Source organism: Streptomyces sp. CB02980 (assembly GCF_014451325.2).
In the GTDB taxonomy this organism is placed as follows: domain Bacteria; phylum Actinomycetota; class Actinomycetes; order Streptomycetales; family Streptomycetaceae; genus Streptomyces.
The window spans coordinates 198,672-221,358 of sequence record NZ_JACSCH020000003.1; the positions used below are offsets into that span (position 1 = coordinate 198,672).

The 22,687-nt window shown below is 72.9% G+C and carries 19 protein-coding genes and 1 pseudogene; 6 read left to right on the forward strand and 14 right to left on the reverse strand.

What is annotated here, in order from left to right; translation table 11 throughout:
• Positions 1-225: 225 nt before the first annotated feature.
• Positions 226-1,167 (reverse strand): NADP-dependent oxidoreductase, encoded by a 942-nt coding sequence (locus tag E0F75_RS07805; RefSeq protein ID WP_187621773.1) that lies wholly within the window; start codon positions 1,165-1,167, stop codon positions 226-228.
• 241 nt (positions 1,168-1,408) lie between these two features.
• Here E0F75_RS07805 and E0F75_RS07810 point away from each other — a divergent pair, with 241 nt between their 5' ends.
• Positions 1,409-2,971: a substrate-binding domain-containing protein gene (locus E0F75_RS07810; RefSeq protein WP_187621774.1), complete on the forward strand. Its 1,563-nt coding sequence runs from the start codon at positions 1,409-1,411 to the stop codon at positions 2,969-2,971.
• Between the two features lie 74 nt (positions 2,972-3,045).
• Complete coding sequence (locus tag E0F75_RS07815) at positions 3,046-4,989, forward strand: serine/threonine-protein kinase (protein WP_187621775.1); 1,944 nt, start codon at positions 3,046-3,048, stop codon at positions 4,987-4,989.
• Here the strand turns inward: E0F75_RS07815 and E0F75_RS07820 are convergent.
• Positions 4,977-5,921 (reverse strand): LysR family transcriptional regulator, encoded by a 945-nt coding sequence (locus tag E0F75_RS07820; RefSeq protein WP_187621776.1) that lies wholly within the window; start codon positions 5,919-5,921, stop codon positions 4,977-4,979. The genes E0F75_RS07815 and E0F75_RS07820 overlap by 13 nt on opposite strands.
• A gap of 107 nt (positions 5,922-6,028) precedes the next feature.
• Here E0F75_RS07820 and E0F75_RS07825 point away from each other — a divergent pair, with 107 nt between their 5' ends.
• Positions 6,029-6,859, forward strand: coding sequence for an oxidoreductase (locus E0F75_RS07825; RefSeq protein WP_187621777.1), 831 nt, complete (start codon positions 6,029-6,031; stop codon positions 6,857-6,859).
• A 68-nt stretch (positions 6,860-6,927) separates the two neighbouring features.
• Here E0F75_RS07825 and E0F75_RS07830 read toward each other — a convergent pair whose 3' ends face one another.
• The gene (locus tag E0F75_RS07830) at positions 6,928-8,211 is read right to left on the reverse strand and encodes an adenylosuccinate synthase (protein WP_187621778.1); all 1,284 of its coding nucleotides are present in this window, start codon (positions 8,209-8,211) and stop codon (positions 6,928-6,930) included.
• Between the two features lie 142 nt (positions 8,212-8,353).
• Here E0F75_RS07830 and E0F75_RS07835 point away from each other — a divergent pair, with 142 nt between their 5' ends.
• A complete protein-coding gene (locus E0F75_RS07835; RefSeq protein WP_229312584.1) occupies positions 8,354-9,163 on the forward strand; it encodes a diacylglycerol kinase in 810 nt (269 codons plus the stop codon).
• Between the two features lie 120 nt (positions 9,164-9,283).
• Positions 9,284-10,723 carry a hypothetical protein gene (locus E0F75_RS07840; protein ID WP_187621780.1) on the forward strand — a complete coding sequence of 480 codons (1,440 nt, stop codon included), beginning with the start codon at positions 9,284-9,286 and terminating at the stop codon, positions 10,721-10,723.
• A gap of 5 nt (positions 10,724-10,728) precedes the next feature.
• Here the strand turns inward: E0F75_RS07840 and E0F75_RS07845 are convergent.
• The 8 genes and pseudogenes from E0F75_RS07845 to E0F75_RS07880 form a co-directional block, all read right to left on the reverse strand.
• Positions 10,729-10,833, reverse strand: a pseudogene (locus E0F75_RS07845) (MarR family transcriptional regulator); the annotation flags it as partial.
• A gap of 67 nt (positions 10,834-10,900) precedes the next feature.
• Entirely contained in the window at positions 10,901-12,088 is a 1,188-nt protein-coding gene (locus tag E0F75_RS07850; protein WP_187621781.1) for a cytochrome P450, read from the reverse strand.
• Positions 12,089-12,185: 97 nt separating this feature from the next.
• Complete coding sequence (locus E0F75_RS07855; protein ID WP_187621782.1) at positions 12,186-12,848, reverse strand: response regulator transcription factor; 663 nt, start codon at positions 12,846-12,848, stop codon at positions 12,186-12,188.
• A complete protein-coding gene (locus E0F75_RS07860; RefSeq protein ID WP_187621783.1) occupies positions 12,845-14,167 on the reverse strand; it encodes a histidine kinase in 1,323 nt (440 codons plus the stop codon). Before E0F75_RS07860 ends, E0F75_RS07855 begins: the two co-directional genes overlap by 4 nt.
• A gap of 141 nt (positions 14,168-14,308) precedes the next feature.
• Positions 14,309-15,178 (reverse strand): alpha/beta hydrolase, encoded by an 870-nt coding sequence (locus E0F75_RS07865; protein WP_187621784.1) that lies wholly within the window; start codon positions 15,176-15,178, stop codon positions 14,309-14,311.
• Positions 15,179-15,314: 136 nt separating this feature from the next.
• Positions 15,315-16,514, reverse strand: coding sequence for a kynureninase (kynU, locus tag E0F75_RS07870; RefSeq protein ID WP_187621785.1), 1,200 nt, complete (start codon positions 16,512-16,514; stop codon positions 15,315-15,317).
• 10 nt (positions 16,515-16,524) lie between these two features.
• Positions 16,525-17,382 (reverse strand): tryptophan 2,3-dioxygenase, encoded by an 858-nt coding sequence (locus E0F75_RS07875; RefSeq protein ID WP_187621786.1) that lies wholly within the window; start codon positions 17,380-17,382, stop codon positions 16,525-16,527.
• 124 nt (positions 17,383-17,506) lie between these two features.
• Positions 17,507-18,076: a DUF3152 domain-containing protein gene (locus E0F75_RS07880; RefSeq protein ID WP_229312585.1), complete on the reverse strand. Its 570-nt coding sequence runs from the start codon at positions 18,074-18,076 to the stop codon at positions 17,507-17,509.
• Here E0F75_RS07880 and E0F75_RS07885 point away from each other — a divergent pair.
• Positions 18,045-18,296: a hypothetical protein gene (locus E0F75_RS07885; RefSeq protein ID WP_229312586.1), complete on the forward strand. Its 252-nt coding sequence runs from the start codon at positions 18,045-18,047 to the stop codon at positions 18,294-18,296. The two genes, E0F75_RS07880 and E0F75_RS07885, sit on opposite strands and share 32 nt — an antisense overlap.
• A 340-nt stretch (positions 18,297-18,636) precedes the next feature.
• On the opposite strand, the gene E0F75_RS07890 is transcribed toward E0F75_RS07885, so the two are convergent.
• The 3 genes from E0F75_RS07890 to E0F75_RS07900 all read right to left on the reverse strand — a co-directional run bounded on the left by E0F75_RS07890 (position 18,637) and on the right by E0F75_RS07900 (position 22,665).
• Positions 18,637-19,050, reverse strand: a complete 414-nt coding sequence (locus E0F75_RS07890; RefSeq protein WP_030323572.1) for a DUF3151 domain-containing protein — start codon at positions 19,048-19,050, stop codon at positions 18,637-18,639.
• Positions 19,051-19,113: 63 nt separating this feature from the next.
• Positions 19,114-20,568, reverse strand: a complete 1,455-nt coding sequence (locus E0F75_RS07895) for an MFS transporter (protein WP_187621788.1) — start codon at positions 20,566-20,568, stop codon at positions 19,114-19,116.
• Positions 20,569-20,646: 78 nt separating this feature from the next.
• The gene (locus E0F75_RS07900) at positions 20,647-22,665 is read right to left on the reverse strand and encodes an Ig-like domain repeat protein (protein WP_187621789.1); all 2,019 of its coding nucleotides are present in this window, start codon (positions 22,663-22,665) and stop codon (positions 20,647-20,649) included.
• Positions 22,666-22,687 lie beyond the last annotated feature (22 nt).

Here is a 22,687-nt window from a genome sequence, read left to right on the forward strand (position 1 = left end):
AGCACAGCGAACCGCTATTGGTCTGGACCTGTCAAGGTATAGACCAGAAGTTGTGACAGTGGGGATTCCACTTGCCCCGGACGCACATGAGGCGGCCCCGGGCTCGGAGTTCCGAGCCCGGGGCCGCCTCGTGCAGTCACCGCGCAGGTGGGACGGGTGCGACCAGAACAGGTTGAAGTGCCCCGCGGAGCCTGGGGAGCACCGCGCCGCGGAGGGGCGGCTCCCTCAGATCAGGAGCACGATCCGCCCCGGCCGGTGGCCCGCCTCCGCGCGGCGGTGGGCCTCGGCGACCTCCTCCAGCGGCATGACGTCGGCCACCCGGGTGATCAGCTCGCGGGCCGCGACCTTCTCCAGCGTCTCCTTCAGCCGGGCGGCGTCCGGTGCGGCCCGGACGGGCTCGACGCGGATGTTCCGTTCGGCGGCCGGGACCCGGTCGGGCGCGATCGCCACGAAGACGCCGTCGTCCTTCAGCGCCGGGAGGATCGCCTCCGCCACGAGCGCCCCGTCGAAGATCCCGTCCACCCCCTCCGGGGCGACCTCGGCCACGCGGGCGAGCACCTCCTCCGGTGTGCCGCGCGGGACCGCGTGGTCCGCGCCGAGGATCTTCAGTTCGCTCTCGTCGCCCTCGTGGGCGACGGCGACGACCCGCAGTCCGGCCGCGTGGGCGTACTGGACGGCGAATCGGCCCACCACGGCGCTGGCACCGGTCACGAGCAGCGTCGACCCGGCCGGCAGTGCGAGCCGGTCGAGGCCCTGCTGGGCAGTGGCGGCGGCCAGCGGGACGGACGCGGCGACGGTGAACTCCACGTCGTCGGGAATCGGGGCCAGCCAGGCCGGATCGACCCAGACGACCTCGGCGTACGTGCCCTCGCCGGTCAGCTCCTCGTACCAGTTGACGTAACCGGCCACACGAGTCCCTTCGGCCATCCCGGGCACGGGATCGAGCAGCTTCCCCGCGAAGTCCGTCCCCAGGACGAAGGGGGGCTTGAGCGCGCCGACCGCGTCGGCGTACCGGCCGGCCCGGATCCGCAGATCCGCCTGGTTCACACCGGCGGCCTTGAGCCGTACGCGCACCCTGCCGGGGACGTCCCCGGCCACCGGCTCGGGCCGGCGGGCCATTCTGAGGACCTCGGGTCCGCCGTAGGCGGTCACTTCGACGACACGCATGGGGTTCTCCTCAGGCTGAAGGCCCCCTCGTGGCCATTACACCCACGCTCCACACCCCCGGCAACCTCTGATGACCCGCCCGCGCAGCGCCCGCGCGCGCCGTCCCGGCATGCCCGCGCCGAGCCCGGCCGACGGAGGGGGTCCGGCCGGCGGAGGGTCCCGGCTGACGGAAGGACGAACTCCAGGTGGCGGGAAGCGACGTACCCGCCGTAACCGCACACGCGTCCGTACCGTCGCGCGGGTGGACTGGCTTACCGCTGAGAACATCATCGCCGTGGTCACCGCACTGATCGGTGTCCTTGTCTCGATCGCCGCCATCTGGGTCCAATGGTGGGTGCCACGCCGGCGCCGGATCGGCTACCGCGTGCAGCTCGACACGTCCATCGGCGCCGGCGCCGCGGCCAGCAGCGCCATGACCGGCCCCGGCGCGACCGTACGGCGCGGGTACTTCGACACGACCCAGGATCTGACCGACGCCACCATCGTCCTGCTCCGGATCGAGAACGACGGCGGCCTGGCCGTCGGCAGCGACGACTACACGGACGGGGGCAACACCGGACTCACCGTGCGGTTCACCCACCCGGACGGCACCGGCCCCGGCCGCCAGATGAAGGCGATCGTCGTGACCGCCCCCGACCACCCCGGGCTCCTGACCCACTTCGACGCCGCCTGGCAGCCGACCATGGGGGTCGGCTCCATCCGGCTGCCCAAGGTGCCGCTCAACCGGGGCGCCCACTACAAGCTGCTCGTCCTGCTCACCGGCGGGCCGACGGGTGCCCCCGTCACCGTCGAGGGCACCCTCGACGACGGCGTCGTCCACGTCAACCACAGCACGACCCCCGACGACAAGGCGCCCCTCTTCAGCCGGGTCGCGCGGACCGTCACCATCACCCTCACGCTCTGCATGATCGCCCTCGCCGTGATCATCGTCCGGGAGCAGACCCCGCCGCCGATCGGCTGCGCCAAGGGCAGTCTCACCGTCACCGGGTCGACGGCCTTCGCCCCCGTCGTACGGGACCTCGCGAAGAAGTACGAGAAGGACTGCGAGGGCGCGACCGTGAGCGTGGAGGCGCACGGGTCGACGTCCGGGATACGGCGGCTGGCCGACGAGGGGGCGAAGAAGGGCAAGGGCTCCCCCGCGGTCGTCGCCCTGTCCGACGGGCGCAAGCCGGGCGGCTTCCCGGAGCTGCGGGAGAGCATGGTCGCCGTCTCCCTCTACACCCTCGTCCTCAACGACGACGTGCCCGTGGACAACCTGACCCTGGACCAGATCCGCCGGATCTACCGGGGCGAGATCAAGAACTGGGTCGAGCTGGTGCCCAGCATGGACCTGCCGATCCTGCTGGTCAGCCGGGACGCCAACTCCGGTACCAGGGAGGTGTTCCAGCGCCGGGTCCTCGGGCGCAACGAGCCCGCCAACTCCTCCCTGGACTGCCGGACCGGCAACGACCCCGAGTCGCAGGTCATCCGCTGCGAACTCGACTCCACGGAACAGGTCCTGTCCACGGTGGCCAAGCTGCCCGGCGCCATCGGCTACACCGAGGTGCGTGAGGGCACCGGCCTGAAGGGCCTGCACCGGGTGGCCATCGACGGCCGCAGACCGGTCCTGGACGAGCTGGGCGAGTCGAGCTACCCGTACCGGGAGATCGAGTACGCCTACACCTGGCGCGAGCCGAGGGCCGACTCGCTGACCGCCAGCTTCCTCACCTATCTGCGCTGGGGCAGCGGCCAGGACGTCATCCGCGCCCACGGGCACCTGCCCTGCTCGACGCCGAAGGGACTGAGGATCTGTGGGGAGGGCTGACCGCACGTCCGTCCCCCGGTCCGGCACGCGATCGGTAGGGACTGCCGACCCCCGGTCTGGCATGCTCTGACGACGTGGAGCCATTGAACGCGGAAGACCCGGTCAGCATCGGCCCGTTCCGTCTGCTCGGCCGCCTCGGGGTCGGGGGCATGGGCCGGGTGTTCCTCGCGCGTTCAGTCGGCGGGCGGACCGTCGCGGTGAAGGTCGTGCACGCGCAGCTGGCCGCCCAGGAGGAGTTCCGGCGCCGGTTCACCCGCGAGGTCGCCTCCCTGGAGCGGGTCGGCGGCACGGGCACCGCGCCCGTCCTCGGCTCGGACACCGCGGCCGACGCGCCGTGGGTGGCGATCGGCTACGTACCGGGGCCGTCACTGCGGACCGTGGTCGGCGACGAGTTCGGGCCGCTGCCGCCCGCGACCGTGAAGGCGCTGGCCGCCGGCCTCGCCCGCGCCCTCGTGCACATCCACGCCGCCGGGCTCGTGCACCGCGACCTCAAGCCGTCCAACGTCCTGCTCACCGTCGACGGGCCGAGGATCATCGACTTCGGCATCGCGCGCGCCGTGGACACCGTCGCCGACGGCGGCAATCTGACCACCACCGGCGCGGTCGTCGGCTCCCCCGGCTTCATGTCTCCCGAGCAGGTGCGGGGCGACCGGCTCACCCCCGCGTCGGACATCTTCTGCCTCGGCTCGGTCCTGGCGTACGCGGCGACCGGCCGCTCCCCCTTCGGGACGGCGGACAGCGGTGTGCACGCGACCATGTTCCGGATCGCCCACGACGAGCCCGACCTGACGGATCTGGCGCCCGAGCTGAGCGGGGTGATCCGGGCCTGCCTCGCCAAGGACCCGGCCGCGCGGCCCTCGGCCGTCGAGATCGCGGAGACGCTGCCGATCCCCGACCCCTGGCTCCCGGCGGACGTCCTGGCCCGGCTCGGCCGGCACGCGGCGCGGCTCCTGGAGGCGGAGACGGAGAGCGCGACGGGAACGGGGAGCGGAGCGGCCGGTCATGGTTCCGGTGGCGGTGCGGCCGGCGGTGCCGGTGCCGGTGGCGTCGTCCGTGCCGACGGTGACCCGACCCCGCCCACGCCCCTCCCGTCCACCGCCTCCACGGCGCCTCGGTCCCAGGCCCGGCGCCCGCGCCGGACGGCCCTGGTCGCCGGGCTCGCGGCCCTCGCGGTGGCGGCCGCGGCCACCCTCACGTACACCTTCTGGCCCGACCCGAACACCGGCATGGACGACCAGAAGAACCGGGCCCCGAGCGGCACGGGCAACGTCGCGGCCCGCCCCGCCGGCATCGTCCCGGCCGCGTTCCTCGGCGCCTGGGAGGGCGTCATCCAGGGCTCCCAGGACCACCCGCGGGAGACCGCCCGGTTCGAGATCAGCCAGGGGGCGGCGGGCGCCAAGAACGCGGTCTACGTCCAGGTGGCCGAGAACCGCCTGTGCATGGGCCGCTCCCGGCTCGTCTCCGCCGACGAGGACAAGGTCGTCTTCGGCGAGTCCGACGTGACGACCAGCGTGCCCGCCCAGCGCTGCGTCCCCGCCGCGCACCAGACCCTCACGCTGCGCTCCCCCGACGTCCTGGAGTGGACCTCGGGCACGGCCAAGGCCACCTTCCGCAAGGCCCCCACCGGCACCGAGGTCGTCCCCGCCCGCTTCCTCGGCCGCTGGACGCGCATCCCCGCCCCGGAGATCTACGGCGAGAACGACGAGCGCTACACCTCACAGGTGACGATCACCCAGGGCCCGGTCGGCGCCCCCGTGGTCGGCGTCCTCGACGGCTATCCGCGCACCGTCGACGGCGTGCTCTTGGACGAGGACTGGTCCTGCGGCACCACGGCCGTCCTCGCGGGCGTCGGCAACCTGCTGATCGTCGGCCCCGCCACCCGGGACACCAACGCCTGGGACCGCGAATGCCAGGAGGGCCTCTCCCGCTACCTCCTCGTCGACAAGCTGAACGGCAAGGACCGGCTCCTCGTCTACCCGATGCTCGACGGCGAACCGAACGAGTACTACCGCTCGTAGGAGCCCGACCGCCCCGCCTGCCCTGCCTGCACCGATCGCCCCGACCGCCCCGCCGCCGCCTCGGCGTACGCGTAGACCAGGGGGCGGGTGTCGTCCGCGCGGTGGGCGAGGACGAAGTGGCTGGGGCCGACGCCGTCGACGGGGCGGGTGACGACGCCGTCGCGGGCGAGGAGCGGGGCGTTGCCGGCCGCGACCAGGCAGATGCCGAGACCGCCGACGAGGGCCTCGTACGTCTCGTCGGCGCTGGCGATCTCCGCGCCGACGACCGGCGGGCGGCCGCCCCGGGAGTCCAGCGCCAGCCAGTGGTCGCGCAGTTCGGGGCCGGTGGCCGGCAGGGCGAGGAACGGTTCGTCGAGGAGGTCCGCGAAGTCGAGGCGCTCGCGGGCGGCCAGCGGATGGGTCTCCGGGAGGGCGACGAGCCGGGGCTCGGCGGCCACGACGACCCAGCGGAAGCGTTCCGCCGCGGGCAGCGGCAGCCAGACGAACGCCACGTCGCTCGCGCCGTCGGCGAGTCCGGCCGTCGGGTCCTCCCACCCCACCTGGCGCAGCTTGAGCACGGCCTCCGGGTGGGCCTCGGTGAAACGGGAGCGGATCGCGGGCAGCAGCCCGCCGCGCCCGGGGCTGGTGGACATGCCGACGACGAGCGTGGACCGCTCGGCGGCGCGGGCCCGCCGCACGGCCCCGTCCGCCTCCGCCCAGGCGGCGAGCACGGCGCGGGCGTGCGGCAGCAGGGCCGTACCGACGGGGGTGAGGCGGACGCCGTGCCGGTCGCGGTCGAAGAGGGGCGCGCCGAGCTGCCGCTCCAGGGCCCGGATCTGCTTGCTGAGCGCGGGCTGCGAGACGTACAGCCGCTCGGCGGCGCGGGTGAAGTGCAGCTCCTCGGCGACGGCGACGAAGTACCTCAGGTCACGCCCGTGCACGTCCATGGTCATAACCATGGGTTATCACAGCAGGTCTTGGACCGGCAACAGCCTTGTGGCACACGCTGGTTGAGTCGCGGAAGCGAAGACGAGAACGAGCAAGAGGAAGAGGGATCCCCATGAGCAAGGTCTGGCTGATCACGGGCGCCAACAGCGGTTTCGGACGCGCCTTCGCCGAGGCGGCGATCGCGGCCGGCGACATCGTGGTCGCCGCGGCCCGCCGCACCGAGACCCTGGACGACCTGGTCGCGGCCCACCCCGACCAGGTCGACCCGGTCGCGCTCGACGTCACCGACACGACGGCGGTCGACAAGGTCGTCGCGGAGGTCGCCGAGCGCCACGGCCGCATCGACGTCCTCGTCAACAACGCGGGCCGCACGCACGTCGGTTCGGTCGAGGAGACCTCCGACGCCGAGCTGCGCTCCCTGTTCGACGTCCACGTCTTCGGCCCTGCGGCGCTGACCCGCGCGGTCCTGCCCCACATGCGGGCCCGCCGCTCGGGAGCGATCGTGCAGCTCAGCAGCGTCGGCGGCCAGATGTCGATGGCCGGCTTCGGCGCGTACAGCGCGACGAAGTTCGCCCTGGAGGGCATGTCGGAGGCGCTCGCGGCGGAGGTGCGGCCGCTGGGCATCGACGTCCTGATCGTCGAACCGGGCGCCTTCCGCACGAGCCTCTTCGGCAACCACAGCCTGAGCGGCGACGGCATCGCGGACTACACGGAGACGGTGGGCGCGACCCGCGCGTTCGTGGAGACGGGCGGGGGGCTGCAGGAGGGCGACCCGGCGAAGGCGGCGGCGGCGGTGCTGGCCGCGCTGAACGCCGACGAGACGCCGCTTCGGCTTGCCCTGGGGGACGACTCGATCGACACGATCCTGGGGCACCTGGACCAGGTCCGTGACGACCTCACGACCTGGGAGAAGCTCGGCCGGGACACGAAGCTGGACGTCTGAGCAAGGCCGAGGGGAAAGGCCGAGGGCCCGCACCCGACGTACGGGGTGCGGGCCCTCGGGCGTTCCGCCTACAGGAACGAGTTGATCTCGATCGTCTCGGTGCGGCCGGGGCCCACGCCGATCGCGGAGATCGGTGCGCCCGACATCTCCTCCAGCGCCTTCACGTACGCCTGCGCGTTCTTCGGCAGGTCCGCGAAGGTCTTCGCCTTGGTGATGTCCTCGGACCAGCCCGGCAGCATCTCGTAGATCGGCTTCGCGTGGTGGAAGTCGGTCTGCGAGTACGGCAGCTCCTCGACGCGCTTGCCGTCGATCTCGTACGCGACGCAGACCGGGATCTGCTCCCAGCCTGTCAGCACGTCGAGCTTGGTGAGGAAGAAGTCCGTCAGGCCGTTGACCCGGGTCGCGTAGCGCGCGATGACCGCGTCGAACCAGCCGCAGCGGCGGTCACGGCCGGTGGTGACACCGCGCTCGCCGCCGATGCGGCGCAGCGCCTCGCCGTCCGCGTCGAAGAGCTCCGTCGGGAACGGGCCGGCGCCGACACGGGTCGTGTACGCCTTGAGGATGCCGATGACCCGGCTGATCTTCGTCGGGCCCACGCCGGCGCCGGTGCAGGCGCCGCCCGCGGTCGGGTTCGAGGAGGTGACGAAGGGGTACGTGCCGTGGTCGACGTCGAGCAGCGTGCCCTGGCCGCCCTCGAAGAGGACGACCTTGTCCTCGTCGAGCGCGTTGTTCAGGATCAGCGTGGTGTCCGCGACGAACGGCTTGATCTGCTCCGCGTACTGGAGCATCTCCTCGACGATCTGCTCCGCGTCGATGGCGCGACGGTTGTAGAGCTTGGCGAGCAGCTGGTTCTTGCCCTCCAGCGCCGCCTCGACCTTCTGGACGAGGATCGACTCGTCGTACAGGTCCTGGACCCGGATGCCGACGCGGTTGATCTTGTCGGCGTAGGTCGGACCGATGCCACGGCCCGTGGTGCCGATCTTGCGCTTGCCGAGGAACCGTTCCGTCACCTTGTCGAGGGTGACGTTGTACGGGGTGATCAGGTGGGCGTTGCCGCTGATCAGGAGCTTCGACGTGTCGACGCCGCGCTCGTTCAGTCCACTCAGCTCGGAGAGCAGGACCGCCGGGTCGACGACGACACCGTTTCCGATCACCGGGGTACACCCCGGCGAGAGGATTCCGGAAGGGAGAAGATGCAGCGCGTACTTCTGGTCGCCGACGACGACGGTGTGGCCGGCGTTGTTGCCGCCCTGGTAGCGCACTACATAGTCAACGGATCCACCGAGGAGATCGGTGGCCTTTCCCTTGCCCTCGTCACCCCACTGAGCACCGAGCAGCACAAGTGCGGGCACAGGCGTACACCCCTTCCGGGTGGGGCATGTCCAAGGTCAGGGGCCGAGGCCGCCTCACCGGTGTGCCCCGGAATAGACGAAGCCCCTGGCGCAATAGCGCAAGGGGCTCTTGCACAAAGATGCTACCCGAGGAAGGACCGAGGTGTCGGATCACGACCAGCTGCTGGTCATCGTCGACCCGGTCGCCCGCCGAAGTGACGGCGAGTCCGTACGGATCGCGAAAGATGTGCTGTCCGCGGGCGCGGAGGCGAAGATCTGCCTGCCGGACAGCCCGGAGGAATTCACCCGCGCCCTGGCCAGGCGCGGCTCCCGCCGCCCCGTGGTGCTCGGTGACGACCGCGCGCTGCTGCGTACGGTGGCCCTCCTCCACCGGGAGCGGGAGCTCGCCGCGGGCGCCCTCTCCCTCGTCCCGATCGGCGCCCCGGACGCCCTGGAAATCGCCCACGCCCTCGGCGTGCCGCGCTCCACCCCGGCGGCCGCCCGGGCCGTCCTCGACGGGACCGTACGACGCCTCGACCTGCTGGTCGACGACAGCGACGGCGTCGTCATCGGCGACCTCCAGGTGCCGGCCTCACCCGCCCTCACCCCGGCTTCCCCGACCGTCTGGGGTACCTGCCGCTCCCTCGTCCGCACCCTGGTCCGCCCGGCCCCGACGGCCCTCGCGGTCCGCGCGCACCGGCTGCGGGTGGAGGCGGACGGGGTGCTGCTCACCGATGTCGACACCCCGCTGGAGAGCCTCACGGTCCGCTCGGTCGGCGGTACGGCCGAGGTGGTCGTCCACCCTTCGGCCGCCCCGCCCCGGCACACGACCGCCCGCGTCCTCACCGTCTCGGGCCCGGACTTCCGCTACCGCGCGGACGGCCGCGTCACGGGGCCGGTCCGCCGCCGGACGTGGACGGTCCTGGGGGAGGCGTGGGGGCTGACCCTGCCCAGGGACTGGCCCCTGGGCTGACCTGCCCCGCAGCTGATCTTTTCGCGGAGCCGGGCCGGTGCCGAACGGACTGGTGCCGGGGTACGGCGGCCGTCTAACGTCACGCGTGGCGTGAACGGCATGCGTGACGGGGGATGCGGGATGGCACGGGCGTTGGATCTGCCGGAGACGGCGAAGGCTGTGGACCGGTACGGGCGAAGAGCGAGCGGGGTGATGACGGGCGGGTGCGTCCTGTTCGTCCCCGCCGCGGGGGTGGCGCTCGTGGCACCCGGGGAGCCCTGGGCGGACGATCTGATCGGCGCGCTCGTCGCCCTGGGCGTGCTCGTGGCCGGCGCCGGCGCCGGGTCCTGGGCCCTGGCCCGCCGGATGAGGCGCGTGCTCGGCTCCGGAGCCTGGTCGGCGCACGCCGCGGCGGCCGTGCGCGACATGCGGAGCACCGAGGCCGTCGTGCTGCGGTCCCCGGCCGGGGAGGAGCTGTGGCCGCTTGAGGTGATCGCGATGCGGCAGCGGTACGAGCCGCTGCGGCCGGGCCCCGACGGGGTGATGTGGTGGTGCGGGGACCCGTCGAAGGGCGGGGTGCTCGCGCCGCCCGGCGGCGGGGCGCTGATCTGGACCAGGCCGGTGAAGCATCGGCGGGCGCGCCGGCGGATCGTGGAGCAGGCCGCGCGGACGGGACTCCTCGGCCGGGCGACCCCCGTCCAGCCGCAGGTGAAGGTCCAGGAGCCGCCGGTGCGGGTCCGGATGCCGCAGGTGACGGCCCAGGAGCCGCAGGTCCCCGATCCGGTCCCGACCACCGATCCGGCCCCCCGCGTGAGCCTGGTCGAGCAGCCCGAGTCGGACACCTCCGGCGCCCCGACGTACGCCCGGCTCGCGGCCCACGCCGGGCGGCAGGCCGTGGCACGGCCCCGGACCCGGAATCGGCGACCGGAGGCGGACGTCCGCGAGGTGGCGTGGTGGCGCGTGCGGAGCCTGCGGCGGGCCGCCGGGGTCGGCCGGGTCCTGGTGTCGCTGGCCGTCTGCGCGGCAGCGGCCGTGGCGGCGGTCATCCGCCCGGAGGGGAGCGGCCTGATGAAGCTGTTCCTCGTGGCGATCGTGGGGCTCGCGGCACTCGTCTACTCCGGCCACCACCTGCTGACCCGCGGGATTCCCGCGGTCCGGCTGATGGCCCGGGCCGCGCACTCCCCCGTACCGGTCCGGCGGCGGTACGTCCTGCTCCACGACCCGCAGGACGGGGTTCCCGTTCTGGTCGTCTTCCCCGCCCACGGCGGACTGCACGACCTGCCCGAGGGGCTTCTCCCGCTGGTGCCGCCCGGCACCGGCAAGCACCCGTGGCTCGGGCTGCCGCCGAAGCCCGCCGGGACCGTCGAGCTGCGCGGCTGGCACGACTTCTCCGCCGACGACCTGCCGTTCGTCGTCCCGCGGTTCGAGGGGCTCGCGCTGTGGCCGGCGGGGCCGTACCGGCCGGCCGCCGGGGCGGAGGGCGCCGCGCTCCTCGCCCGGCTCGCCCCGCCCGTGGACGCCCCGCCCGTGGACGCCGGGGACGGTCAGGAGGAGAACTCGGCTCCCCGGGCCTCCCTGTAGGCCGTCCAGCGGACCAGGATCTGGTCGCGGCGGGTGAAGGTCTCGTACCAGAGCTCGTTGTGGAGGACGTACCGCTCGCGCCGGGTGCCGAGGTCGCGCTCCCGGCTGACAGGGCTGCGGAGGCGGGACGTGATCGGCTGACAGGGCTGCGGCGGCGGGACGTGATCGGCTGACGGCTCACACCTCCACGAGCAGCTCCTCGAAGCCCCGGATCACGTACCCCGGCTTCCACACGGGCTCCGCCACGAGCCGCAGGCCCGGCGCCTGGCGGAGCAACTCACCGAAGACCGCCTCCAGTTCGAGGCGGGCGAGCGGTGCGCCGAGGCAGTAGTGGATGCCCGCCCCGAAGGTGACGTGCGGGTTGTCGGCCCGGGTGAGGTCGAGCGCGTCGGCCGTCGGGCCGAAGCGGGCCGGGTCGCGGTTGGCGGAGCCGAAGAGGAGGGCGACCTCGGAGCCGCGCGGGATGACCTGGCCGCCGATCTCGATGTCGTCGAGGACCCAGCGCTCGAACATCTGGAGCGGGGTGTCGTAGCGCAGAAGTTCTTCCACAGCTGTGGACAACTTTTCGGGATCCGGACGGACCTCGTGCTTCAGGAGGGTCCACCAGCCGTTGACCGTGGTGTTGACGGTGGCCTCGTGGCCCGCGTTCAGGAGCAGGACGCAGGTGGAGATCATCTCCTGCTCCGTCAGCTCCTCCACCCCGATGAGCGCCGAGATCAGATCGTCCCCCGGGCTCTTCCGCCGCCGCGCGATCAGCTCCCGCAGATAGTCCGAGAACTCGACGGAGGCCTCGACCGCCCGCCGGGCCGTCTCCTCCGAGGGGCTCAGCTCGAACATCCCGCAGATCGCCGCCGACCAGGGCCGCAGCCGCCCTCGCTCCTCGTCGTCCTCCGGGACGCCGAGCATCTCGGCGATCACCGCGACGGGGAGGGGCTCGGCGACCGAGGCGAGCAGGTCGCCGCCGCCCGCCGCCACCAGATCGCCGACGAGCCCGGCGGCGAGCCGCCGTACCGTCGGGGCCAGGCGCTCCACCGTCCTCGGAGTGAAGGCCTTCGACACGAGCCGCCGGATCCGGGTGTGGTCGGCCGCCTCCAGATCGAGCAGCCCGTGGTCGTTGAGCGTGTGGAAGGGCTCGTACGCCGCGGGCGGAGCCTCCCGCCCGAACTCCTCGTGGGTGAAGCGGTGGGTGTACGTCCGGCCGAGCCGCCGGTCCCGGAGGAGCGCCGACACGTCCTCGTGGTGCGGGATCAGCCACTGCTGCGTACGCCCGTACCAGTGGGCGCGGCCGGTGGCGCGCAACTCGGCGTAGGCGGGGTAGGGATCGGCGACGAACTCCGGGGACCAGGGGTCGAAGGCAACGTCCATGACCGGACGCTACCCGCGCGCCGGAGCCCGATCCAGGGCCTGTCCGGCGGATCAGGGTGGATGGGCCGCGGCCCCGGCGATGATCCGCCGGACAGCCCTAGCCGCCGACGCGCACCAGGCCCGCCTCGTACGCGAACACCGCCGCCTGCGTGCGGTCCCGCAGCCCCAGCTTCACCAGGATGCGGCTCACATGGGTCTTGATGGTCGACTCGGCGACGACGAGGTGCTCGGCGATCTCGGAGTTCGACAGGCCCTGCGCGATGAGCACCAGGACCTCCGTCTCCCGCTCCGTCAGCTCCCCGATCTGCGCCATCGCCGGCGGGCGCGGCGAGCTCCCCGGCGCCTTCGCGAACTCGGTGATCAGCCGCCTGGTGACGGTCGGCGCGAGCAGCGCCTCGCCGGCCGCGACGACCCGCACCCCGTCGGCGAGCTGCCGGGCGGAGGCGTCCTTGAGCAGGAAGCCGGAGGCGCCGGCGCGCAGCGCCTGGTAGACGTACTCGTCGAGGTCGAAGGTGGTCAGGACGAGCACCTTCGCGTCCGCGTCGGCGGCGACGATCTCCCGGGTGGCGTCGATGCCGTTCAGCTCGGGCATCCGGATGTCCATGAGGACCACGTCGGGGTGGAGGGCGGCGACCTGGGTGACGGCCTCCCGGCCGTTGACGGCCTCGCCCACGACCTCGATGTCCGGCATCGCGCCGAGCAGCACCGAGAAGCCCTCGCGGACCATCATCTGGTCGTCGACGATCAGCACGCGGATCACTGGTCACTCTCCTCACGGCTCACGGGGACGAAGGCCGTCACCTCGTAGCCACCGTCCTCGGTCGCCTCGGCCGTCATCTCCCCACCGAGCATCGTCACACGCTCCCGCATGCCCGTGATGCCGTGACCGGCGCCCGGGGAGGGCTTCACGAGGCCGCGCGCCGGACCGTTGGCGATGCGCAGGCCCAGACCGCCGAGAACATAGCTGACCTCGACCTTCGCGGCGGCGCCCGGCGCGTGCCGCAGCACGTTCGACAGGGCCTCCTGGACGATCCGGTACGCGGAGAGCTCCACGCCCTGCGGCAGCTCGCGCACGGCGCCGGTCACGGTCTTCTCGACGACGAGCCCGGCGTCCTGGACGTTGCGGACGAGCGAGTCCAGGTCGGCGAGGGTCGGCTGCGGGGCGTCGGGGGCCTCGTAGTCCTCGGCGCGGACGACACCGAGGATGCGGCGCAGCTCGGTGAGCGCGGCGACCGCGTTCTCGCGGATGGTGAGGAAGGCCTGCTCCAGCTCCGGCGGCGGGTTCTCGACCCGGTACGGGGCGGCCTCGGCCTGGATGGCGACGACCGACATGTGGTGCGCGACGACGTCGTGGAGCTCACGGGCGATGGTGGTGCGCTCCTCCAGGAGGGTCCGCTTCGAGCGCTCCTGCGCGGTGACGGTCTGCTGGGCGGTGACCTCGCGGTCGGCCTGGCGGCGGACCTGGAGGACGGTCACGGCGAGGAGGACCAGGGCGGCGACGAAGAGCAGCGGAACGGTGTCGGAGCTGCGCCCCACCCCGAGGAACATCTCCGTGAAGAGGGAGAAGCCGGCCGTCACGAGCCACATCCACGCCGAGGTGCGGGGCCGGGAGCGGGCCGCGACCACGCCCAGGACCGCGAGGTGGGAGAAGAACGTGATGTGCGACCAGGGCCAGCCGGCGACGTAGCCGCTGAGGTAGCCGATGACGGGCGCGCCGGCGAGCGAGGCCCAGAAGGCGAGGACCGGCCGCACCAGGGTGAGCAGCACGACCGCGGGCGGGGTGCAGACGACCATCAGCGTCAGCGGGGCGAAGCGGGTGTCGAACTCCTCGTAGCCCATCGCGAAGGCGATCAGGGCGAGGAACGCGACGACGGCGTGCGGGAACAGGCCGAGGTGCGGCCGTATCGTCTTCGGCAGGAAGCGCGCCACCTTGGGGTTCACCACGGCGGGCTGGAGCGGCCGGTAGGCCGACGCGTCGCGGAAGAGGTCCTGCCGCAGTCCGCCGAGGACGACCTGGACCAGGTGGAACTCGGGGGCGCGGCTCGTCTCGGGGGTCTGTGTCTGGGTCACCCGCACCACGGTACGGGCGGCGGGGAACCCGGTCGTCCCGCTCGATGCGGATCCTCCCGGGTCCCCCTTGAGGACTATGGCCCCGGCTCCCGTCCGTCCCCCGGCTCAGAAGGGCGTCGGGTCGGGCTCGCCGGGGTTCGGTCCGCGGGATCACCAGGCCAGCTGGGCGATCTCCTCCGCCACCACCGCGCACGCGTCCGCCGCCGGGTCGATCAGCGGGAAGTGGCCGACCTCCTCCAGGAGCGTCACGCCGACCGTCTCGCCCGCCTTCGCGGCCGCCTCGGCGTAGGCGTCGGCGACGGCGTACGGCACGTCGACGTCCGTACGGCCCTGGACGACGGTGGTCGCGATCCCGGTCGGCAGCAGCACCGAGGGGTCGGTGTGGGCCGCCCGCTCCTCGTACGAGGACGGTCCGCCGAGCAGTTCGCTGACCGCGCCGCCGCACACCCCCAGCTCGACCGACCGGCCGAAGTGGGCGATGGGGGCGAGGGCGACGACCCCGCGCAGCGCGGGCGGGGCGGGCAGCCGCCACGGGGAACCGGCGGGCAGGACGTGCCGGGCGGCGGCCCAGAGGGCGAGCTGGCCGCCCGCCGAGTGGCCGGTGAGCACGATCCGGCCGGTGTCTGCCTGCGGCAGGTGGACGGCGGCGAGTCCGGGCAGGGCGTCGAGCGCGGCCGCGACGTCGTCGAAGGTCTCGGGCCAGCGCCCGGCGACCGGAGTGGCACCACCCTGCCGGGGGATGTCGCTGCCGCGCCGGTACTCGACGTTCGCCACGGCGAAGCCGCGCCGGGCCAGGAAGTCCACGAACGGGGTCAGGTGCTGCCGGTCGTACGGCGCCCGCCACGCCCCGCCGTGCAGGGCGACGACGAGCGGCGCACTGGTCCGCCCGTCGCGCGGGGCGTAGAAGTCGATCACCTGGTCCGGGTGGGCGCCGTACGCGGCGGAGACGTCCGGGGGGACGGCCGGGTGCGAGAAGGCCGACGCCTCTTCGGCGGCATCGCGCGCGGCGGGGTCCGGCATGCTGTTCCAACCTCTCGGATACGAGGCCGAATTGGCCTGACCTGCGGGGACGGTACCAGGAGTGGAGCCCCCGCAGATCAGGCGATCATCGGACCGTACGAGACCGCGCGAGACCGCGCGGAACCCGGTCGGGGCCTCAGCCGGGCAGGTCCGCCAGGACCTCCGCGAGCACCCGCGCCGCCCGCTCCGCGTCCGCGAAGCCGACGTACAGCGGGGTGAAGCCGAACCGCAGGATGTCGGGGCGGCGCAGATCGCCGACGACACCGCGCTTGATCAGCTCGGCCATGACGGCGGGCGCGTTCTCGCAGGCGAGCGCGGTCTGGCTGCCGCGCTCGTCGTGCGCCTCCGGCGTCACGGACGTGACGCCGCCCGCCGGCACGTAGGCGCGCACGCACTCCAGGAAGAAGTCCGTGAGCGCCAGGGACTTGGCCCGTACGTCCTCGATCGCGACGCCGTCCCAGACGTCCAGCGCCGCTTCGAGGGCCAGCATCGAGAGGATGTCGGGCGTCCCGACCCGGCCCCGCACGGCGCCCGCGGCCGCCGCGTACCCGGGGGTCATGGCGAACGGGTCGGTGTGCGAGTTCCAGCCGGGCAGCGGCGAGTCGAAAGCGGCCTGGTGGCGCTCGGCGACGTACAGGTAGGCCGGCGAACCGGGCCCGCCGTTCAGGTACTTGTACGTGCAGCCGACGGCCAGGTCGACCCCGTGCGCGTCCAGGCCGACCGGCAGGGCACCCGCGCTGTGGCACAGGTCCCAGACGGCGAGCGCGCCCGCCGCGTGCAGCGCGGCCGTGATGCCGGGCAGGTCGTGGCGGCGGCCGCTGCGGTAGTCGACGTGGTTGACGAGCGCGGCGGCCGTCCGCGGGCCGGCCGCCGAGGCCATGGCGGCCGGGTCGACGGGCACGATCCGGTGACCCGTCATCCGCGCCGCGGACTCCGCGATGTACCCGTCCGTGGGAAAGGTCGTCGCGTCGACGAGGATCTCGTCGCGGTCGTCGGCGCTCAGCCGGGCCGCCGCGACGACCGCCTTGAAGACGTTCACGCTGGTCGAGTCGCCGACCACGATCTGTCCCGGGGCGGCGCCCACGATCGGGGCGATCCGGTCGCCGATCCGCTCGGGCGCGGTCCACCAGCCGGACTCGTCCCAGGAGCGGATGCGGAGCTCGCCCCACTCGCGGGTGATGACGTCGGCCATCCGGGCGGGGACGTGGGCGGGCAGCGCGCCGAGGGAGTTGCCGTCGAGGTAGACGGTCCCCTCGTCGAGCGCGAACTTCTCGCGGTGCTTGCCGAGTTCGTCCGCGGTGTCGAGTGCGCGCGCCTTCTTCTGGAGGTCTGCCATGGCATCAGTCTCAGACATGGCTGCGCGCCGTCCAGAGCTCCGGGAAGACGTTCTTCTGCGCCCGCTTCTCCAGCCAGGCCACGCCCGCCGAGCCGCCGGTGCCGGTCTTCGAGCCCATCGCGCGGCGGGTCGCCACCAGGTGGTCGTTGCGCCATCGCCAGACCAGTTCGGCGACGTCGCTGAGCGCCTCGCCGAGCCGCACGAGCTCGCCGTTCTGGTCGGCGTCCGCGTAGATCCCGGCCCAGACCGCCTCGACCTCGGCCGAGGGCTCGTACCGCTGCGCGAGATCGCGGCCGAGGACGGCGGCCGGGACGGGCAGGCCGCGGCGGGCGAGCAGCCCGAGGACCTCGTCGTACAGGCTCGGCTCGTGGAGCGCCTTCTCCAGCTCGGCGTGGACGCGGGGCGCGCCCCGGTGCGGGACGAGCATGGACGCGGACTTCTCGCCGAGCAGGAACTCCATCCGCCGGTACATCGCGGACTGGAAGCCGGAGCCCTCGCCGAGCGCAGCACGGTAGGCGTTGAACTGTGCGGGGGTGAGCTGGGCGAGCGGCCGCCAGGAGTGGTTGAGGGCCTCCAGCTCGCGCACGGAGCGCTTGAGCGCGTCCATCGCGACGGGGACGCGGTCCTCGCGCAGGGCGCGGCTCGCGGTCTCCCACTCGTGGACGATCACGGTGAACCACAGCTCCATGACCTGGGTGGTGACCAGGAAGACCATCTCGCCGGGGTCGTCCGAGCGGAGGTGCTGGAGGTGGGTCAGGACGTCCGCCTGGACGTAGTCCTCGTACGGCGTCGTGCCGGCGAAGTCGAGGTTCGGGTCGTTGGTGACCGAACCGGCTCCGGAATCGGGAGAACCCGGGGAGAGTGACATTTCTGTCTCCTCGATACGAACTACCGGGTAGCGGTCTGCTCCACCGTGCGCACGGTCGTCCGTACGTCACGGGAGCCCCGGTCCCCTCGGGAGGCGGGCTTCGTCGCGCGCCGTCCCAAGCGCATCATGACACGATCGGCCCGGTGATGTAGCTCCCGTCTTCGTCATACGGAAATGCGTTCGATCGACATCCGTCGAGGCCCTTGATCTGCTGCATCATCGCGGGCGCGGGCTTGCCCGGACCCGGGCAGCCCATGTGCTGCCGGATGCCGATCTCGTGCCCGACCTCGTGGTTGATGATCAGGTGCCGGTACTCGGCGGCCTCCCCCGCGAAGGTCGGCGAGCCCAGCATCCACCGCTTGAGGTTCACCACGACCCCGTCGGTGGTCTCGCAGTTCAGCTCACCGCGGGTGTCCAGGCCCTGCTGCAGGCAGAGCGCGTCGGCCGTGTCCGGGGTGGCGATCCGGATGACGAAGTCGGCGTCCCCCGAGACCAGCTGGAAGCGGCCCCGACCGTGCGCGGCCCAGCCGCGCGGATGCGCCAGGATCCGCTGGATCTCGGCGGCCGTGTCGCGCGCCGACAGCTCGATGCCCTCCTCGACCTGGACCCGGTAGCGGCGCAGTTCGCCGCTGTCGCCGACCGGTGCACCGGAGGCCTGCGCGGTGGTGAAGGTCCCGGCGCCGGACTTCGGCACGGTGGGCGGCTTCAGCGGGATCGACTTCGGCTTCGGCGTCGGCTTCGGCTTCGGTTTCGGGGACGGGGTCGACCTCGATTTCGGCGGCGGTTTCGGTTTCGCCGTCGTGGACCGGGGAGTCGGAGCGGTCTTCCTCGGCGCCGGGCTCTCGGTGGTCGCCGGCGGCGCGGGGGTGGTGGCCGGGGCCGCCGTGACCTCTGCGGGCGGGCCGTTGAAGTGAGCGAGGGCGACGCCGGCGCCGAGCGCGACCGTCATCAGGACCAGCGTCGGCAGGACGAGCCGGCCGGCGGGGCCGCGGCTGCCTCTGTCCCGCCGCCGGCTCCGCGTTCGTCGCCGTCCTGCGGATGCGGCACGCTTGCCCACGACAGACTTCTCCCCTGCGTCGGCCGGCAGTGGGGGAAGAGGGAAATGCGCCTCGGTACCGGCGTGTTCGGTCCTGCGGTTCCGGGGATCGTACCGGTCCCAGTCGAACACCCTCGAACGGCGCGGGGAGTCTGTCCGGATTTCCCCCGGTCCGTCGGAGCAGGGGAAATCCGGCCAGTTTCAGCCGTCGGGCGATGTCAGCCGAGCGTCTCCGCCGCGGTCTCCGAGGAGTCCCGCAGGAAGGTCGTGCAGCGCTCGAACTCGTCCTTCTCGCCGATCTCGCCGGCCGCGCGGGCGAGCGAGTGCAGGGCGCGCAGGAAGCCGCGGTTCGGCTCGTGCTCCCACGGCACCGGGCCGTGGCCCTTCCAGCCGTTGCGGCGCAGCGCGTCGAGGCCGCGGTGGTAGCCGGTACGGGCGTAGGCGTACGACTCGACGACCGAGCCGCGCTCGTACGCGTCGTCCGCGAGCTGGGCCCAGGCGAGCGAGGAGGTCGGGTACTTCGCGGCGACTTCCGCCGGCGCCGTACCGTTCGCGAGCAGCTCGCGCGGACCCGGGTCGTCGGGCAGGTGGGTGGGGGCCGGTCCCCCCAGGAGGTTCTCATGCATGGCCATGGGGCCAGTCTGCCTCAGTCCCGCCTGCCGGAGGCCCTGTGGCGGGGAAGCACCGGGCCCCCCTCAGGCCGAGGCGTCCCGGTGTCCCGGGTCGAGCGGCGGGGACGACACCCCGCAGTGCACCTTGCACTCCGGATGGCAGTACGCCGCCGCCGGGGTCCGCATCGTCGTCCACGCGATCACCGCGCCCACCACCAGGATCCCCGCGCACATCGGCATCGCCCGCCGGAACGTCGACCCGAACTCCTCCGCCGAGAGGTACGCCTCCGGGCTCATCCCGGCGAGCATCGGCAGCGCGGCCACCGCGAGCAGCCCGGCCGCCCGCGCCGCCGCGTTGTTGATGCCGCTGGCCAGACCCGCCCGGGACACGTCCACCGAGGCGAGCACGGTCGCGGTCAGCGGCGCGACCAGGGCCGTCATCCCGAGCCCGAGCACCAGCAGCGCCGGCAGCACGTCCCGAACGTACGCGGCGTCCTCACCGACCCGCAGCATCAGGAGCATGCCCGCGGCACACAGCAGCGGCCCCACCGTCAGCGGGATCCGGGGCCCGATCCGCTCCCCCAGCTCCCCGGACTTCGCCGAGAGCAGCAGCATCAGAACGGTCGTGGGCAGCAGGGCCGTGCCGGCACCGAGCGCCGAGTAGCCCGCCACCACCTGGAGCTGGAGGGCGGCCAGGAAGAAGAAACCGCCGAACGCGGCGTACACGCACAGCGTGACCAGGTTGACCGCGGTGAACATCCGGGACGCGAAGATCGACGACGGCACCATCGCGCGTTCGCCGCGCCGCCGCTCCACGACCACGAACCAGGCGCCGACGAGGACCCCGGCCGCCCCGGCCCACCAGGCCTCGCCGATCAGCGCGTACGTCACGAGCGCGAGCCCCGCCGCGCCCAGGACCGCGCCGAGCACGTCGAAGCGGCCGTGCACGGTCTCGTCCCGCGATTCGGGGACGTGCCTCAGCGCGACGGGGACGCAGAGGGCGGCGAGCGGCACGTTCAGCAGGAACACCCACCGCCAGCCCGGCCCGTCCACCAGCCAGCCGCCCACGAACGGCCCGATCGCCGCCCCCACCCCGCCGAAGCCGGACCACAGGCCGACCGCCCTGGCCCGGTCGTCCTCGTGGAAACTCGCCTGGATCAGCGCCAGGGACCCGGGGGTGAGCAGCGCCCCGCCCACACCCTGGAGAGCGCGGGCGGCGATGAGCACCCCGGCGTTCGGGGCGAGGCCGCACAGGAGCGAGGCGAAGGCGAACCACACCACGCCGATCACGAAGACCCGGCGCCGCCCGAACCGGTCGCCGAGCGATCCGCCGAGCAGGATCAGCCCGGCAAGGGTGAGCATGTAGGCGTTGACCGTCCACTGGAGAACGGCCAGGTCGGCGCCCAGGTCCTCGCCGATGTGCGGCAGCGCCACATTGACGACGGTGGAGTCGAGGAGCGCCATGCCGGAGCCGAGGACGGTCGTGAACACGATCCATCGCCCGGCCCTGGAGGCCATCCGCACGTCGCGCTCGCCCATGCCTGCATGGTCCCCCGAACGCCGAAGCCCCGCCCACCGGAATCCGAGAGGACGGTGGACGGGGCTGCGGTGGACGGGTCAGCGGGTGATGTTGAAGTACTTCCACGCGCCGTGGATCGTGGTGTTCACGTTGTCACCGGACGTGCCGTCCACGTACGCCGTGCGGACCCGGGCGCGGACGCCGGCCGCTCCGGCTCCGTCGAACAGGATGTACGCCATACCGCCGCTGCTCAGCCGGACGTAGTCCTCGGAGCCCGTGCGCCAGGCGCCCGCGTACCAGACCTGGACCTCGTACTTGGTCATCCGGCCCGGGTACGGGTTGTTCCACGCGGTGACCATCACGTCGCCGGTCTGGTGGTAGCTCTGGTACCAGATGCTGCCGATCTTCGACCACTTGTAGTGCCGGGACAGCGAGGTCGTCAGGCCGGCCCGGGTGTACACGGTGGAGCCGACATGGGCCCGGCCGGAGCGGGTGTCACCGGCGAAGTCCGCGGTCACCCAGGTGTCGCGGGTCATCCGGGTCGTCACCGACAGCTTCCCCGCCGAGTTGACCGTGCCGCGCTTGAGCAGCCGCCTGGGCTCCGGCCCGTACGGGTCGGACCAGATCTCCACCACCCGGTTCCGGTACGACCAGCCGAGGGACGCCGTGTACGTGACGTTGGTGCCGTAGTTGACGGTGAGCCTGTTCCGGTCCAGCGTCAGCGCGGTCTTGAACGGGGTCACCTTGACGACCGCCGTGCCGCTCGCGCCCACGTGCGTGGCGTCACCCGCGTACGCCACCTTGTAGGTGACGTTGCCCGCCGCGGTCGGGGTGTCGGGGAACGAGAACGTGCCGTTCGCCCCGAGCTTCCTCGTCCCGAGCGCCTTGCCCTTCGGGAACTCGGCGTCGTACCGCGTCACGGTGAGCGGCGAGCCGACCGGCAGGTTCAGCGTCGCCGCGATCGTGCCGGAGACGGTGATCGCCTTGAGAACCGCCACGGTGGACGGGACCTTCACGGTGACCGTCGGCAGGGACTTGGTCGGGGTGTCCAGGACGTGCAGCCGGACGCTGTTGCCGCTGGAGGCCGTGGTCACCGCGAACAGGCGGCTGCCGCCCGGCTCCCAGGAGAGGGCGCTGTAGGCGAGGCCGTCGCCGCCGCTGTAGACCCCCGTGTTCGGGAAGTCGTACCGCCGCACGGGCTTCGTCTCGCCGGGCCGGTAGACGAACACGTCCGGGTCGTACGGGGCGTCGGAGCCGGCCGCCACGGTGCCGTCGGGTGCGACGGCCACTGCGGTGCCGTGGTATTCGCTGGCGTAGGACGGCAGCTCGGCCATGTCGGTGGTCCGCCACACCCGGTGGCGGTTGCCGGCCGTGGCCGTGATGAGCTTGCCGCCGTCCGGGGTGTAGGCGAGGTCGTTGGCCATGCCCACCGAGCCGACGTCGGCGGCGGTGCGCGCGGTGCGGGTGGCGGTGCCGGTGGACGCGTCGTACGTGCCCAGCAGGAACCGGTGGTAGTACGAGGACATCGCCGCGAAGGCGTTCGGGTCCGTCGGCGAGGAGACGAGCCGGGGGGCGCCCGAGTAGTTCAGCTCGGTGTCCTGGGCCAGGGTCACCACGGGTTCGGCGCCCGAGGTGTCGACCGACCCGATGTCGCCGTGGTCGCCGTTGCCGTAGCCGAACCAGATCCTGCCGCCCGCGAGCGCGACGTACTGCGGGTCGGTGCCCTCGCCGGTGGCGTACCGGGCCCGTTCGGTCACGGTCCCGGCGTCGAGCGCGACGACGAGGTCGGAGCCCGGCACCGCGGCGTACAGGCTCCCCGCGTCGGCGGAGAGCGCGAGCCCGGTGACGCCGGGCAGACCGGTGACGGTGCTCAGGACCGTGCCCGCGTAGTCGGTCGCGACGACCTTCCCGAGGTACGGGTCGCTGATGAAGATCTTCCGGTGGACACCGTCCACCACCATGTCGCCCACGGACGACATCGGCAGAGCCTTGCTGCTGTCGGCGGCCGCCGGGCCGGCCGCGCCCGCGACCAGCGCCGCGGAACCGACAAGGACCGCGAACGACGTCGCGGCCGAGAGAGCGCGCTTGCGCACGATGAAGAGCCCCCCAAAGAGCATGATTCCGGCCCCTCAACACGGG

Bases quoted from the DNA above. Each gene is read 5' to 3' on its own strand.
- E0F75_RS07890 (WP_030323572.1), bottom strand. From the start codon at position 19,050: ATGGCCATGCATGAGAACCTCCTGGGGGGACCGGCCCCCACCCACCTG.
- E0F75_RS07850 (WP_187621781.1), bottom strand. From the start codon at position 12,088: ATGGACGTTGCCTTCGACCCCTGGTCCCCGGAGTTCGTCGCCGATCCC.
- kynU (WP_187621785.1), bottom strand. From the start codon at position 16,514: ATGGCAGACCTCCAGAAGAAGGCGCGCGCACTCGACACCGCGGACGAA.
- E0F75_RS07895 (WP_187621788.1), bottom strand. From the start codon at position 20,568: ATGGGCGAGCGCGACGTGCGGATGGCCTCCAGGGCCGGGCGATGGATC.
- E0F75_RS07865 (WP_187621784.1), bottom strand. From the start codon at position 15,178: ATGCCGGACCCCGCCGCGCGCGATGCCGCCGAAGAGGCGTCGGCCTTC.
- E0F75_RS07840 (WP_187621780.1), top strand. From the start codon at position 9,284: ATGGCACGGGCGTTGGATCTGCCGGAGACGGCGAAGGCTGTGGACCGG.
- E0F75_RS07825 (WP_187621777.1), top strand. From the start codon at position 6,029: ATGAGCAAGGTCTGGCTGATCACGGGCGCCAACAGCGGTTTCGGACGC.
- E0F75_RS07805 (WP_187621773.1), bottom strand. From the start codon at position 1,167: ATGCGTGTCGTCGAAGTGACCGCCTACGGCGGACCCGAGGTCCTCAGA.
- E0F75_RS07900 (WP_187621789.1), bottom strand. From the start codon at position 22,665: ATGCTCTTTGGGGGGCTCTTCATCGTGCGCAAGCGCGCTCTCTCGGCC.
- E0F75_RS07875 (WP_187621786.1), bottom strand. From the start codon at position 17,382: ATGTCACTCTCCCCGGGTTCTCCCGATTCCGGAGCCGGTTCGGTCACC.
- E0F75_RS07820 (WP_187621776.1), bottom strand. From the start codon at position 5,921: ATGACCATGGACGTGCACGGGCGTGACCTGAGGTACTTCGTCGCCGTC.